Origin of the sequence: Vibrio vulnificus CMCP6, assembly GCF_000039765.1 — a bacterium.
Lineage (GTDB): Bacteria > Pseudomonadota > Gammaproteobacteria > Enterobacterales > Vibrionaceae > Vibrio > Vibrio vulnificus_B.
This window is the reverse complement of the sequence record NC_004459.3, coordinates 2,250,465-2,265,823: the sequence shown is the minus strand read 5'-3', so window position 1 is coordinate 2,265,823 and position 15,359 is coordinate 2,250,465. Positions and strand designations below refer to the sequence as shown.

Here is a 15,359-nt window from a genome sequence, read left to right as displayed (position 1 = left end):
TTTCGTTGTAAAAATGTATCCTTTATTGCAATGAGAACATAGAATGCTCGGTCTTTTATTTGCAACAAGAATGTTTTTGCTTGCTTGAATATTCCAAGCTGATGCGAGGCACTCTTCTACACTAAAGTGAGAAGAAGGTTCTTTTCTTTGAACAATCAGCGTAATGCTGAAGGTTCAATCAAGCAGAGAACTGGCCAAGTCGCATTTGCTGCGAATGATAATAACAAGGGCTTACACAATGTCTCATTACAACGCGCCATTAACTTTCAAACTCTATGCGCTTGCCGCCATCGTTTTTGGTACTTATGGCGGTCGCGTTTGTCCTATGCTGGCAACGCTGTCACCGCTAGAAGTGCTGGTGCACGTTTCTATTACTTTTCTTGCTGTCTTTGCTGTACGACACTTTTTCTTTTCTCAACATCGATGGGTCCGCGAGCAAAAACACGCGCAGCTCGATACCGTGTTGTTTTTTATCGGCAGCTTACCTCTTGCCTACTACTACAACAGCCAATATGACTTCACCATTGATAGCAACTTAAAAGTGCTGTTTGGTATGACGTTGTTTGGCTTTTTTACTGGATTGATCCTGCAACTCAAAGCCAAATTACTTCGCTTTGAGCTTCTTGAGGAAAATGCCACCCGCCAAGATACACTGAGTGGCGAGCGACAATCGATTATCAAACAGCTCATTTTGATGATGACGCTGCTTATCATCGCGTTGACCACCATGCTGACCATGGTGGCGGTGAAAGACATTTTTTGGCTGGAGCACAACCCAGAGAGATTACTCGATGGCAGTGGCAAGATCAGCATCATTAAAGAGTTCATCTATTTAGGCGTAGTACTAGGTGGGTATGTCCTAGCCATTCTCCTCTTGTGGTCGAAACTCATGAAAAAGATTTTGTTGCGACAAGAACATTCCCTACAAGAAGTGACCAATGGTGCAATAGGATGCCGTCTGGCTGTTTTCGAGCATGATGAATTGGGTTCAATGGCGGCGCTCACCAACAAAATGTTGGATAGCCTGCAAGCATCGCAAGATGAGGTAAAAACCACTCGAGATGTGGCCATCGTCAGTCTCGCTGCGCTCGCCGAATCGCGCGACAACGAAACGGGTGCCCACATTATTCGCACGCAGGAATACGTTAAGGCATTGGCAGAGCATTTAGCCCAAGACCCACAACACGTTTCTCTGCTGACGCCAACTTACATCGATTTACTCTATAAATCCGCCCCCCTCCACGATGTGGGAAAAGTCGGTATCCCCGACAGTGTGCTGCTCAAGCCAGGCAAATTAACTGACGAAGAATTTGACATCATGAAAGGTCACCCACAAATTGGCGCTGATGCCCTCTCGATTGCTGAAAAACGCATGGGCTCTAGTTCTTTTTTACGAGTGGCTAAAGAGATATCCCTCTCTCACCATGAAAAATGGGACGGTTCTGGTTATCCCAATCAACTGGCTGGCGAAGCGATTCCATTATCTGGGCGATTAATGGCGCTCGCCGACGTCTACGATGCGCTGATTTCTAAGCGTGTATACAAACCGGCGTTTAGTCATGATAAAGCCAAAGAGATCATTCTTGATGGCAAAGGAAAGCATTTTGACCCTCAAGTGGTCGACGCCTTTTTAGCGGTAGAAGCACAGTTTTGTCGTATTGCAGCACAATATCAAGACTCCGCAACTCATTAGACCTCTAACATCATGTTAACACCCCAATTTCCCCCGCGGTTTTGGGGTGTTTTATTAGCAAAACTCGCAATTCATTAGCACTTCTGTTTCAAATCAAATTTTTTTTAACTTTTCTACTTACAAACTGTTGTGTCCGCTATGTCTCGAAGGTATAAATAGACGGTTGCGATTGGCTCATCCTTTCGCCTCAATGTTTATCGGTTAGGCTTAATGCTGTTATGTGAATGCCTGATTATGTTTCATGGTCTCGCTGGGCCCTGAAACATAAACAGACCTACCCCCTTCGATTTAACATGGATGAAGATTATGTTTGAAAAAGTAGTTGCCGCTCCCGCGGACCCGATTCTTGGCCTAACTGAAGAATTCAAAAAAGACCCTCGCGCAGAAAAAATTAACCTTGGCGTGGGTATCTACAAAACAGAACAAGGTGAAACTCCTGTTCTTGCTACGGTAAAGAAAGCGGAAGCAGCGCTTGTTGAAACCGAGAAAACCAAATCTTACCTAACCATCGAAGGAACAGCAGAATACGCATTAGCGGTTCAAAAACTACTGTTTGGTGCGGATGCTGAGCTAATCAATGCGCAACGTGCAAAAACAGCACAAGCACCTGGCGGTACTGGCGCACTGCGCGTTGCAGGCGAATTCATCAAACGCCAACTCGGCGATGTAAAAATCTGGATCAGCAACCCAACTTGGGCTAACCACCATGGTGTGTTCCGCGCAGCAGGCCTAGAAACGGTTGAGTACGCTTACTACAACCCAGAAACCAAAGACAAAGACTTTGCCGCTATGCTGGCCGACCTTGAAAAAGCGTCCGCTGGTGATGTGGTACTGCTGCACGGATGTTGCCATAACCCAACAGGCATCGACCCAACGGCACAAGAGTGGGAAGCGCTTGCTAAACTGGTTGCCGACAAGGGCCTACTTCCACTATTTGACTTTGCCTACCAAGGTTTCGCGAAAGGTGTTGAAGAAGATGCGCAAGGCCTACGTACCTTCGCTAAATTCAACAAAGAGATCCTCGTAGCAAGTTCATTCTCGAAAAACTTTGGTCTGTACAACGAGCGTGTAGGCGCATTCACGTTAGTGGCTGAAAGCCAAGAGATCGCAGAAACGGCATTCTCACAAGTGAAAGCGATCATTCGCTCTATCTACTCAAACCCACCAGCGCACGGCAGTGCGGTAGTGACTCACATCCTTAACGATGCCGCGCTTCGTGCAGAGTGGGAAGCGGAAGTGGCAGAGATGCGCGATCGCATCCAAGAGATGCGCGAACTTTTTGTTACGACACTGAAAGAAGAAGGCGTTGCGGCTGACTTTAGCTTTATCCAACGTCAAAACGGCATGTTCTCTTTCTCTGGCTTGAACAAAGATCAAGTGGCTCGCCTAAAAGAAGAGTTTGCGATCTACATCGTCGGTTCTGGTCGCATCAGCGTTGCGGGCATGACCAAATCCAACATGGGTCCGCTTTGTAAAGCCATCGCTGCGGTACTGTAATTCGCAAGATGATAATAAAAAGGCCGTTCAAACGGCCTTTTTTGTTTGTGAACGCTTACGCTAATAAACCCACTTAAGGGAGATGCCTGCTTCATTGATGTAGTCTTTGCCCGCATCTCGGTATTTGTAAAAAGCGCTACTACCGAATCGCTCTCCCCACTGATACGCCACTGAGAGCTTGGCATTATCTTCATCAACCCAATCGCTACGCGTGAACTCGCCTTCAATTTGCACACTCAATTTATCCGTCGCGAAATAGTAAAAACCCACTTTGCCACCGCGTAACAGACCTTTCTCTGAGTTTAATTTGGTATCTGTACTTTTTTGTCGTTCTTCTTCTCGAAATCCTCCCAAGCCATAAAAGGCATAGACATCGAGTTTTTCGTGCAGTGCGTAGCGATACCCGGCGGAAAGCAGTGCTCTATCCACTCTGACGGTATAAGAGTCTGGGTGAAAGAATTGTGCGGAATAGTTCATATTTACCAGCACATTCGAGGAATAGAGATGTCCGCCTTCCACTTCAAAAAATGATGCGTTCGACCCTTCTAACCAATCCTGATTGGTCGTACCAGAGCCGACCCATAATGCGATGCTGTTGTATGCCGCTTGCGTAGAAGCTGGCACATTGGCTTCCTCCGCGACACTGCTCATCGAACATAATATGGGGATGACAAACCAACCGCGTTTTATCATATTCAACCTCTTTCCTTGGCGTTTATCTAAACTAAGCGTAGACGATATCGACAATGAAATACGCGAAGTGGCTCATTTTCCGAGAAATTTGGCTCATTGCATTTAGCTCAAAGCACAATTGCGCTACCATGGAGTGCTTATGCGTACAACGGGTCACCATAGGCTCAAAACCCAAAAGGTTTGATTATGGAAGCAGAATTAAGCGACATTCTTCACTTTCTTTCCCTTCACTCTCCCTTCAGCGAACTGCCTCATGAAACATTGGAGCACGTCGCCCATCACATCGAGATTGGCTACTACCGCAGCCAAAACCCCATCATTAACGCGGGTGACGAGATCCACGAACTGTTTCTGGTCAGAAGCGGTGTGGTGGAAGTGTACCGCCGAAATGGCGAACTCTATAACCGTCTCGATGAGGGGGCGCTGTTTGGGCAAATGGGCCTGTTGACCAATAACCGTGTGCGCTTCCCCGTAACGGCAATCAAAGATTGCTTGGTGTACACCATTCCTGAAGCGATATTTCAGCAGTTGTATGAACAGCACGATTGCTTCGCTGACTTTGTGGAAGTGGAACAAACCACACGACTTCGCCAAGCGGTGAAAGGGGTAAATGAGGCCAATGATCTCACCACCTCCAAAGTGCGCACCCTACTCACTCGGACCGCCCCCACCATTGACGCCAGCGCGACCATTCAAACCGCAGCACAAAGAATGGCCGATGAACAAGTCTCTTCGCTTTTGGTGTTACAAACAGCCGATGAAGAAAACCGTGATCCTATCGCAGGCATCGTTACCGACCGAGATTTGTGCACTCGTGTTGTGGCTCAAGGAAAATCCCCCAATGAACCCGTGGCATCGGTTATGACGCCACAGGTGATTCGATTGGATCACAATGCCTACGTCTATGAAGCGATGCTCACGATGTTACGCCATAACGTTCATCACTTACCCATTTTGCAAGGCAACCGACTGCTGGGCATTATTGAAGCCACCGACATTGTCCGTTATGAATCGCAAAACTCTCTGCTGCTCGTTAGCCGAATATTCCAACAGCAAAGTTTTGAAGGCTTGGCCCAAATCGCTCAAGAGGTCAAAGCCAGTTTCGTGCGTTTGGTCAATGAGGATGCCAACTCACATATGGTCGGCAGTGCGATGTCGGTGATTGGACGAAGCTTTAAGCAGCGCATTATCGAACTGGCTGAGGAAGAATTGGGGCCTCCCCCCATCCGATACTGTTTTTTGGCGCTGGGGTCGATGGGACGGGACGAGCAACTGCTGGTGACCGATCAAGATAATGCGATTATTTTGGATGACAGCTATCAAGAAAGCGTGCACGGTCAATACTTTGAACAACTGGCTCATATCGTCTGTGATGCGCTCAATGAATGCGGCTATCAGTATTGCACTGGTGATATTATGGCTACGAATCCGATCTGGCGTATGACTAAGGCCCAATGGCGAGATTGCTTTGCCGATTGGATTGACGATCCTAATCCCAAAGCGCTGCTCAACGCGTCGATTTTCTTTGACCTTGATGGAGTTTCCGGCCAAGTCGCATGGGCAGACCAACTGACCGAGTTTGTCGTCAAACGTGCCAAAGGCAATCCACGCTTTTTGGCTTGTTTAGCAAGAAACGCCTTGAATCGCACACCACCGTTGGGATTTTTCAAAGATTTTGTGATGGAAAAAGACGGTCGACATAACAACTCGATCAACTTAAAACGTCGAGGTACCGCACCTTTGGCCGATTTGATTCGTGTGCACGCGCTTGCCGTCGGTTCAACGGCGAAAAACTCCTTTGAACGTCTTGATGACATCATCGATGCGGGCATATTGCCTAAAGGTCGTGCGCAAAATCTTAAAGATGCCTTGGAGTTCATCTCCATGGTGCGCATCCGCCATCAAGCCATTGATGTCGAAAATGACAATGAACCCGACAACAATATTGAGCCTGAAAACCTGTCCGACTTTGAACGCCGAACGTTAAAAGATGCGTTTCAGATTTTGAGTAACGCGCAGAATTTCCTGAAGTTTCGTTACCAAGCCTCCAGCCATTTTAAGTAGCTTATGATCTCTTTACTCAAACCCACCAAGCTTGAATGGCAGCACAAATTCCTGCAAAAGCAGCAGCGAGTTGCCGATGCGCGCTTGCGCCGATTTTATCAATCACCGCCCGTCTCGGGTGAGACAGTGATAGGCTCAACGCCACTGGTGGCCTTAGACTTTGAAACCACTGGCTTAAATCCCAATCAACACGATATTCTTTCCATTGGGCTGGTACCCTTTGATTTACACCGAATACGGCTGCAACAGGCACGCTATTGGACAGTCAAACCGGAAGATCAGTTGCATGAAGAGTCCGTCGTCATTCATGGTATTACGCACAGTAAAGTTCAGCGCGCGCCCGACTTAATCGACGTATTGGATGAAGTGCTTGATTGCCTTGCGGGTAAAGTGGTGGTGGTCCACTACCAACATATTGAGCGGCCATTTTTTGATAGCGCGTTACGTAAACGAATCAATGAAGGCATTGAATTTCCCCTGATCGACACCATGGAAATTGAAAGTCAGTGGGCAAAACAGCAATTTGGTGGCTGGCTGAATCGACTCAAAGGGAAATCGCTTCCTTCAGTCCGTTTAGCCCAAAGTCGTCGTCGCTATGGTCTACCCGATTACTCCGCACACCACGCACTCACCGATGCCATTGCTACCGCTGAGCTGTTCCAAGCACAGATCGCCCATCACTTTTCCTCGCAGACGCCTGTTTCAGAGCTGTGGCGATAGCCGAGGCAAAAGAACAAGCCTCAAGTTTCGAGCATAATAAAGGAGCTGAATGACCAGCTCCTTTTTGGTGTGTAACAACAGCGCTTACAGTTTGAAGCGTCGGATTTCCTGTTCCAGCTCGTGTGATAGCTCAGAAAGCATCGCAGCTTGAGTAGCCGCTTGCTGCGCTTCGTACGCGAGCTCGTTAGAGACGTCGCGGATCCCTTCGGTATTACGTGTGATCTCGGTGGTAACAGAGGCCTGCTCTTCTGCTGCTGACGCGATTTGCGTTGCCATATCACTGATGCGCTCAACGGCGGTATGGATTTGCGTTAAGCTCACTGCCGCCGAGTTCGCATCATCAACGCTGGTACCCGCTAACTGGCGGCTGTCGTCCATAATGCCCACCGCTTGAACGGTTGTACCTTGCAGCATTTCAATCGTGTGTTGGATTTCTTTGGTCGAAGCATGGGTACGTTGACTTAGCACACGAACTTCATCGGCCACCACGGCGAAACCACGACCTTGCTCACCCGCACGCGCCGCTTCAATCGCTGCGTTCAGTGCCAATAAGTTGGTCTGCTCAGCAATCCCTTGAATGGTAGAAAGAATGGTGTTGATGGCATTGCCGTGTGCTTCCAACTCTTGGATAACACTGGTCGCGACTTGCACTTCTTTCGCCAAGTTTTGGATCGAACCTTGAGTTTGTGTCACTTGCTCAGAGCCATGCACACAGGCAGAAACCGCTTCTTCCGCATTTTGCGCCGTATGGTCGGCATTGCCCGCGATCTCTTGCGTTGCGGCTGCCATTTCATTCACTGCCGTCGCGACCATGTTGATCTCATCTTGCTGATGAGAAATGCGCTGACTACGCTCTTCTGCACGCATTGCTGTGGTTTTCGCCTGCTCAGACAACGAAGCCGAAACGGCGCTCAACTTACTCACCATAGTGTGCATGTTGCCGACAAAACGGTTGAAGTTTTCCGCCAACTTGCCCACTTCGTCATCGCTGCGAGGCTCAAGACGTTGCGTTAGGTCGCCTTCACCTGAAGCGATCTCTTCCAGTGCTTTAGATACACGGCCTAGGTCACGGAACAAGAAGCCCACCAACCAAGAAACCGCAACAATCACCACGATGGTGATCAACACTGCTGTGATCAGCATTTCACGCAATAATTGGCTATGGCTTGCTTCTTCGGTCGCTTTGTCCATTTCAATCGCGAACATCCAAGGTGTCTCAGGCACCTTCGTGAAGTAGAAAAGCTTAGGTTTGCCGTTAATGGTCGCTTCTTCAATATTACCTTGAGACGCTGAGCGCTCGATATCTTGCAAAGTAAATTGTTTCAATAAAGTGTTAACGGGCTTGAGCGCAAGATTTTTGTCTGGGTGTGCGAGGAAAGTGCCATCTTGTGTATCGATCAGCATCGCATGAGCATTTTCACCTGCATCGAGGTTGATAACGTCATTGATCAGTTGGTCGATAAGAACGTCAGCACCAACAACGCCCACCATTTTACCACCACGGTTGACGGGTTCTGCAATGGTCACCAGTAGCGCATTGGTGATGGCATCTTGATAAGCAGTGGTAATGATTTGTTTGCCTGCGGCTGTGGCATCCTTGTACCAAGGGCGAACACGTGGATCATAATCAGGGCGATTACGCTCAGGATGAGAGCGGTACATATCACCTGCTGGCGTACCTAAAAAGATATCGTCAAATCCGCCTGCTTTGCGCGCTTGCTGCAAAAACGGCACCACATCGCTTTCTTCACTGTAATCGTTAAACGCGCGAGCAATGTCTTTACGAATCGCAATCCAGTCAGAAATGCCTTGTGAGGCCGCCACACCTAAGCTTTCTGCTCGAGCGTAAACGCCATTACGGGTTTGATCAAACAGCTGTCCAGCGGACAGCCAAGTCAAAACGGTAGCCATGATCACTACCGCCGATAGGCTTGCGCCTATGAGCTTTTGTTTCAGGGTTAATTTCATGTCGTAAGGTCTTGTTGGGGGAACAAATTTTCGCCTGCGATATTACACAGAATCAATTATTGATGCACTAATTATTACAGCAAACAGAGTACGTTAAGTCTTTGTTATCCATGCAATTATCAGTGTCATTTTTATACCGTACGACAAATAAAAGCCGACCATAAAGGTCGGCTAGAGATAGATGAATGGTTATTGCTTCTCGGTGCGCATACCCATAAGCAAACTGACACACATTGCAAGCAAAATAAAGGTGAATGGCAATGCGGTAGAAATCGCCCCCGCTTGCAGTGCTTGTATCGCTTCAGTGCCACCTACCCAGAGCAAAGCAACGGCAATCGCGCCTTCCATAAAGGCCCAGAATACACGCTGCAGTACAGGTGCATCCACCTTACCGCCCGCGGTAATGGAATCGATCACCAACGAACCTGAGTCCGACGAGGTAATAAAGAACACCAACACCAACACCACAGCAATAACCGACAGTAAAGTGCCATATGGAAGCTGATCAAACATCTGGAACATCGCGAGTGGCACATCGGTTAGCCCTTTCGCACCCAGCTCGCCGATACCGTTAATCACTTGGTCAATCGCCATACCGCCAAACACAGACATCCAAAGCAGCGTTACCACCGTAGGTACAATCAGTACCGCTGTCATAAACTCACGAACGGTGCGACCTTTTGATACGCGCGCGATGAACATGCCCACGAATGGTGACCATGAAATCCACCATGCCCAGTAGAATACTGTCCAACCTTGGAACCAAGCTTCGTCTTCTCGACCAATTGGATTACTCAAAGGAATGATGTTTTCAATATAGGCACTTAAGGTGGTAGAGACGGAACCAACACTGACCGCCCAACCAATCAAGCCAACCAACGCTAACAGAGCAAACGCCACCAGCATATTGATGTTACTAATGACTTTTACACCGCCATCAATACCACGGACAACCGAAACCACAGCCAGCAAAGTCACCACGGTGATCACCGCGATTTGTAGGCCAAGACCCGCTTCCACACCAAACACATGGTGGATACCGCTGGCAGCCTGCTGTGCGCCCAATCCCAAGGAAGTAGCAAGGCCAAATAAGGTGGCGACCACAGCTAAAATATCAACCAGATGCCCTGCCCAACCCCATGCGCGATCACCCAGCAAAGGGTAAAAAATAGAGCGCATCGAAAGCGGCAGGCCTTTGTTGTAAGTAAAGAAGGCCAACGAGAGTGCAACAACACCGTAAATCGCCCAAGGATGCAATCCCCAGTGGAACATGGTCGCGCCCATCGCCAACTTAGCAGCTTCAGGGCTATTTGGCGTAACGTTGAGCGGTGTTTCGTACCAGCCAGTGAAGTAGGCAACTGGCTCGGCCACACTCCAGAACATTAAGCCAATACCCATCCCTGCTGCAAAAAGCATGGCGATCCAAGATAAAAAAGAGTAATCCGCGACTGCGTCACGACCACCTAAGCGAATCTTACCTAACGGAGAGACGATCAACGCCAAACAGAAGATGACAAAAATATTGCCCGACCAAATAAACAACCAGTCAAACGCGCCGATGATTTGCCATTTAATACCGTCTAAAGCGGTTTTCATCGTGTGCGCATCCAACACTAATGCAGCAACTAAAAATAGACCCACTAATCCAGCACTGATGCCGAAAACTGGGTTGTGAACATCGAATCCCCAACGCTGAACATTATCTTGTCCAACGGTGTAGTCCGTACTGTCAATACTGTACTTATCTATACCTTTTGTCATTCTCACTCACTTAACGATAACTTTTCAAAAGACACTAACTAATTTTGAAAATACAGCCCAATATTAGTTAGAGAACAACACATTTACCATTTCAAATCGGCTAATACCCTAACAGAAATCGCACACAAAATGCAAATTACCACCAAAAATCAGGCCTAAACCTCAATTAAAGGAACAATATAATCAGTTAAACGACACAACAAATAATTCGACATCTAAACATTACACAACGAAGTGAAATTTACCAAAAGATGCGCTAAAATGCGCTTCTTATTGCCTCTTCCATTTCAAACTTGTCCCCTTGATGTATAAGGGATTCAACGAATTAAGGTCGAGTCAATCGCGATATGTGCAAATCACCCCCAACAGTAAAAATCGGATAGGCTGGCCATAGTGGAAAAACATGAAGAAGTCCTGATCGCAATTCGTCAAATCATTCGCGCGATCGATCTCCATTCAAAGAAACTGAACAAGGTGTCTGGGCTTACCGCGCCACAGCTTATCTTGATGCGGGCCATAAAAGATCTGGGTGAGGTGACCATCCGTCAGTTGTCTAATCACACCAACATGAGCCAAGCCACCGCAACCACTATCCTTGATCGCCTCGAAAGGAATGGTCATGTGCAGCGTGTACGTAGCCAAGAAGACAAGCGAAAGGTCCACGCGATATTGACAGAATCAGGAACAGCGCTGCTTGCACAAGCACCGATGCCATTGCAAGAAAACTTTGTGACTGAATTTCAAAAACTGCAGGAGTGGGAGCAGTCGTTGCTACTCTCTTCGGTGCAACGCATCTCTAGCATGATGAGTGCGGAGCAAATAGACGTTGCGCCTATTCTTGAAATTGGCAATATCGCCAAAACCGAGCAAGAGTCTTAACACGGCGAGCCCATTGCAGGCATGTTTTTCAAAGAGGCCACGAGATTTGCAACATTGAATAGGGGTGCTCCCCCCTATTCAATCAGCCCTTGCTCTAGCGCATACTTCGCCAGTTCTGCTGTCGAGTTCAAATCTAATTTATGTTTGATGTTGTGACGATGTGTTTCAACCGTCCGATAGCTGATCTCCAGTAACGTCGCAATTTTTTTGCTGCTGTGTCCTTGTGCAACCAGTTTTAACACCGCTTCTTCACGACGACTGAGTGGATTTGGCCTTTGGGCCGCGGGGACAATTTCTTGCGTGAACAATGTTTGCGTGACGGATTCACAGAAATACGTTGAGCCTTGGTTGACGGTCTTGATTGCTTGCACCATTTTCTCCGCCGATATTTCTTTGAGCATGTAACCGACTGCGCCCTCTTGCATCACCTTCATGATGTATTCGCGATTATCATGCATGGTCAGCATCAAAATTTTGGCCTCAGGCCACTCCGCTTTGATCATTCGGGTCGCTTCAATGCCATTCAAAATGGGCATGCTGATGTCCATCAAAACCACATCGGGTTTATGCTGTTTCACCACGTCCAAGGCTTCCAAACCATTGCTTGCGGTGCCAACCACATCGATTTCCGGCTCCATTTCCAATCGAGCCATAAACCCATCCAACACCACTTGATGATCATCGACTATTACAACTCGAATTGGCTTATCCATAGGTCAATCCATCTAAATTCAGTAACACCGTTATTTCAGTCCCAAAGCCAGGCTCACTCATTAGTTCAAAATCACCACCAATGAACTCCACTCGCTCTCTCATATTTCTTAGCCCAATGCCTCGTTTACGTAAAGCATCACTGACGTTAAACCCATAGCCATCATCGCGAATCAGTAATTGAAGAATATTGCCCATCTGCTGCAAAATCACCGTCACTTTTTTCGCACCTGCGTGTTTTTCAATGTTGTTGAGCGACTCTTGTACCACCCGATAGAGTGTCGTGGCCACCTCGGATTTTAAACGGCCATCTTGCGTATCGAATAAAATGTCGATCTCTATGCCTGAGTGGGAACGAAAATCTTGCATCAAACTCGATAACGCCGCTTCAAGGCCAATGTCATCCAGCGCGCTGGGGCGAAGCTGATGTGAGATATGACGAACTTCGTTAATGGCCGTGGTGAGCGATTGTTGAGATTTGTCGAGATGCACTTTTAGCGATGGGTCTTGCACCTTGTGCGCCAGCAACTCCAAATGACATTTGCTTGAAACCAACAGTTGGTTAATCCCGTCATGGAGCTCACGTGCGAGGTGTTTTTTCTCATCTTCTTGAAACATCACCGTCTTGTGGGCCAGCTCTTTGAGGTTTTTATCGGCCAAACGGTGTTCGTGCAGGTTGATGGCTAACGTCAGCACCACAATGACCGAGACCGTGACCAACAAAATCACCACCACCGAGAAGAATGTCGTTTCAATATTTTTATTGATAGCGGCCTGCATGTTCGCCACTTCTTCACTGATGTCTTCAATGTACAGACCCGTCCCTATCATCCAATCCCATTTATCCAGCCAAGCCGCATAACTGAGTTTAGGGACCGTCTCCCCCGTTGACGGTTTCTGCCATAAATACTGGTGAAAACCACCCCCCGTTTGCGCTTGATACAACAGCGCTTCAATCAAGTGGTCACCATTTTGATCTTGGATATGCAGTAAGTTTTGTCCGACAAGTTCGGGCAGTATGGGATGAACCAAGTTTGTGCCCCGCTTGTCGTACGCGAAAAAATAACCATCCGCACCATAGCGAATTTGCGTCAACAGCGCTTTGACTCGGCGCTGCGCTTCCTCTTGAGACAAATCAGGGTTGTTGTAGATGTAAGAAATGGCATCGAACGCTTGATCGACACTATCTTTCAGTGCGCTTTCACGCGACTTTATCAAGCTCTGTTTGAAAATCGCCACTTCCTTATGCCCTAAGGTTTTCGCTTGATAAATAGAGATCCAACTGATGCTGGCAGAAACCAACAACAGTGGCAGTAATGTTAGCAGAATTAACTTAACTTTCAGTGGCATACTTCAGTCCCTAATAAAGAAACTGCTTCCACTCCTTGGAAGCAGTTTTACTCTATCAACTACGGCACCAATATTGAAACTTTTGGTTCACAAATCCAGCAAATTAGCGATCTAACCCATGCCATAAAAAGATGGGAACACCAGCAGTGAGGCCAACACCAGTATTTGTAAGCCGATAAATGGCATCACACCGCGATAAATATCTCGCGTGGTCACGCCCGCCGGAGCGACCCCTTTGAGGTAGAAAAGGCTAAAGCCAAAGGGCGGCGTCAAGAACGATGTCTGCAAGTTCATCGCAATCAAAATCGCAAACCACGTCATGTTGATACCCAAAATTTCAGCCACAGGCGCAAGAATTGGCACAATAATGAAGCAGATTTCAACGAAATCGATGAAGAAACCGAGGATCAAAATCACCAACATCGTGATAATGAGGAAGCCCCATTTATCACCTGGGATAGCCAGCATCCACTCTTCCACCAGCTCGTCGCCACCGGTGTAAGTAAAGGCCATGGAGAATGCCGTCGCCCCTAGCAATATAGCAAACACCATTGCGGTGACTTTGACGGTTTCTTTAGCTGAATCGTATACCATGCCCCAGCTAAATTGCTTGTACAGAATGGCCAGCACAATCGCACCCGCGCCACCTAACGCAGCAGACTCGGTGGGTGTTGCTACACCGGCAAAGATGGAACCAAGCACCACCACAATCAAAGCCAAAGGCGGGATCACCGCTTTCAACGCTTTGATAACTTCTTGCTTGCGGCTGATGGTATCATCGCGCTCCATCGGCTGAGCCGCTTCTGGATTTAGTTTTGCATAAATCAAAATATAGATAACATACACGCCCACCAGCACAATTCCCGGCCACACTGCCGCTTGGAACAGATCGCCTACTGGCACGCCGAGCACATCACCCAATAGGATCAAGACAATCGAAGGCGGAATAATTTGCCCTAAGGTGCCGGACGCACAAATGGTGCCGCACGCTAGCCCTTTGTCGTAGTTGTACTTCAACATGACTGGCAATGAGATCAATCCCATCGCTACCACAGAAGCGCCCACAACGCCGGTTGAGGCAGCCAGAAGCGCGCCCACCAGCACGGTTGAAATCGCCAAACCGCCACGCACACTGCCAAACAGCTTGCCCATAGATTCAAGCAACTGCTCTGCAAGACGGGTTTTCTGCAGTACCAAGCCCATGAAGACAAACAGAGGCACCGCCATCAACACCGTATTTTCCATGATGGATTGAATGCGATACGGCATGAAGGCAAACATTTCAATCCCTTCTGCCCATACGCCAAACAACAGCGCAATACCACCAAAGGTAAATGCCACAGGGAAACCAAGCAGTAGCGCAAACAAGGCTACAAAAAACATTACTATACCGATCATCCTGATTTCCTTACGACTTATCTGATGGAGATTGATGCATAAGATGCGGGTTAACGATTTTATTGAGTGAATGAAGAAGCAGGCCGACACCACTTATTGCCATGAAGAGGAAGGAAAGTGGAATGATCGCCTTAATCACCCAACGATAAGGCAAACCACCAGGGTCACCCGATGTTTCTCCTAAGGCGTAGCTTTCTTTGGCAAAATCGATACCGAACCAAGCCACCAGCAAACAGAATGGAAATAGAAAAAAGATCGTGCCTAGCAAGTCGATAATAGCCTGCGCGCGATGCGATAAGCGCTCATAGAAAAGGTCAACGCGAACATGACCACCCGACTTCAGCGCAAAAGGAATACCGAGCAAAAAGACCGCTGAGAATAGATGCCACTCCATTTCTTGGAAGGCGATGGATACGTCATTGAACACATAGCGCATGACAACATCGTAGACAACGTTGGCCAGCAGCAAAATAAACAGCACGCTGGAAAGCCATCCTAGAAGATCGCCAAAGCGGTTAAAGAGACGTTCAATGTAAATTAAATTTCTCATTCCCTACTCCATGGAACTTTGAAAGATGCTCCGCTTGGCAGTACCAGCGGAGCTTTTTGGTGTGCTCTTCACCTT

12 protein-coding genes are annotated in these 15,359 nt (G+C 47.8%); 5 read left to right on the top strand and 7 right to left on the bottom strand.

Going from position 1 to position 15,359, the window contains the following annotated elements; all coding sequences use genetic code 11:
* Positions 1-238: 238 nt before the first annotated feature.
* Together VV1_RS10580 and VV1_RS10575 are read left to right on the top strand one after the other, a co-directional pair.
* Positions 239-1,693 (top strand): HD-GYP domain-containing protein, encoded by a 1,455-nt coding sequence (locus VV1_RS10580; RefSeq protein ID WP_011080120.1) that lies wholly within the window; start codon positions 239-241, stop codon positions 1,691-1,693.
* Between the two features lie 306 nt (positions 1,694-1,999).
* Positions 2,000-3,190: an amino acid aminotransferase gene (locus VV1_RS10575; RefSeq protein WP_039554086.1), complete on the top strand. Its 1,191-nt coding sequence runs from the start codon at positions 2,000-2,002 to the stop codon at positions 3,188-3,190.
* A gap of 60 nt (positions 3,191-3,250) precedes the next feature.
* On the opposite strand, the gene VV1_RS10570 is transcribed toward VV1_RS10575, so the two are convergent.
* Positions 3,251-3,883, bottom strand: a complete 633-nt coding sequence (locus VV1_RS10570) for an outer membrane beta-barrel protein (RefSeq protein ID WP_011080118.1) — start codon at positions 3,881-3,883, stop codon at positions 3,251-3,253.
* A gap of 186 nt (positions 3,884-4,069) precedes the next feature.
* Between VV1_RS10570 and VV1_RS10565 the strand changes: the two genes are divergently transcribed.
* Both VV1_RS10565 and VV1_RS10560 read left to right on the top strand, forming a co-directional pair.
* The gene (locus VV1_RS10565) at positions 4,070-5,947 is read left to right on the top strand and encodes a DUF294 nucleotidyltransferase-like domain-containing protein (RefSeq protein WP_011080117.1); all 1,878 of its coding nucleotides are present in this window, start codon (positions 4,070-4,072) and stop codon (positions 5,945-5,947) included.
* A 3-nt stretch (positions 5,948-5,950) separates the two neighbouring features.
* A complete protein-coding gene (locus VV1_RS10560; RefSeq protein ID WP_011080116.1) occupies positions 5,951-6,667 on the top strand; it encodes a 3'-5' exonuclease in 717 nt (238 codons plus the stop codon).
* An 84-nt stretch (positions 6,668-6,751) separates the two neighbouring features.
* Here VV1_RS10560 and VV1_RS10555 read toward each other — a convergent pair whose 3' ends face one another.
* Together VV1_RS10555 and VV1_RS10550 are read right to left on the bottom strand one after the other, a co-directional pair.
* Complete coding sequence (locus tag VV1_RS10555; RefSeq protein ID WP_011080115.1) at positions 6,752-8,635, bottom strand: methyl-accepting chemotaxis protein; 1,884 nt, start codon at positions 8,633-8,635, stop codon at positions 6,752-6,754.
* A 189-nt stretch (positions 8,636-8,824) separates the two neighbouring features.
* Positions 8,825-10,396 carry a BCCT family transporter gene (locus VV1_RS10550; RefSeq protein ID WP_011080114.1) on the bottom strand — a complete coding sequence of 524 codons (1,572 nt, stop codon included), beginning with the start codon at positions 10,394-10,396 and terminating at the stop codon, positions 8,825-8,827.
* 393 nt (positions 10,397-10,789) lie between these two features.
* Between VV1_RS10550 and VV1_RS10545 the strand changes: the two genes are divergently transcribed.
* A complete protein-coding gene (locus VV1_RS10545; protein WP_011080113.1) occupies positions 10,790-11,275 on the top strand; it encodes a MarR family winged helix-turn-helix transcriptional regulator in 486 nt (161 codons plus the stop codon).
* A gap of 74 nt (positions 11,276-11,349) precedes the next feature.
* Here VV1_RS10545 and VV1_RS10540 read toward each other — a convergent pair whose 3' ends face one another.
* The 4 genes from VV1_RS10540 to VV1_RS10525 all read right to left on the bottom strand — a co-directional run bounded on the left by VV1_RS10540 (position 11,350) and on the right by VV1_RS10525 (position 15,284).
* A complete protein-coding gene (locus tag VV1_RS10540; RefSeq protein WP_011080112.1) occupies positions 11,350-11,988 on the bottom strand; it encodes a response regulator in 639 nt (212 codons plus the stop codon).
* Positions 11,981-13,336 carry a cache domain-containing protein gene (locus VV1_RS10535; protein ID WP_011080111.1) on the bottom strand — a complete coding sequence of 452 codons (1,356 nt, stop codon included), beginning with the start codon at positions 13,334-13,336 and terminating at the stop codon, positions 11,981-11,983. The genes VV1_RS10540 and VV1_RS10535 overlap by 8 nt, the downstream gene beginning before the upstream one ends.
* A 111-nt stretch (positions 13,337-13,447) precedes the next feature.
* A complete protein-coding gene (locus VV1_RS10530; protein ID WP_011080110.1) occupies positions 13,448-14,734 on the bottom strand; it encodes a TRAP transporter large permease in 1,287 nt (428 codons plus the stop codon).
* Positions 14,735-14,744: 10 nt separating this feature from the next.
* On the bottom strand, positions 14,745-15,284 hold the full coding sequence (locus VV1_RS10525; RefSeq protein WP_011080109.1) for a TRAP transporter small permease subunit: 540 nt from the start codon (positions 15,282-15,284) through the stop codon (positions 14,745-14,747).
* Positions 15,285-15,359 lie beyond the last annotated feature (75 nt).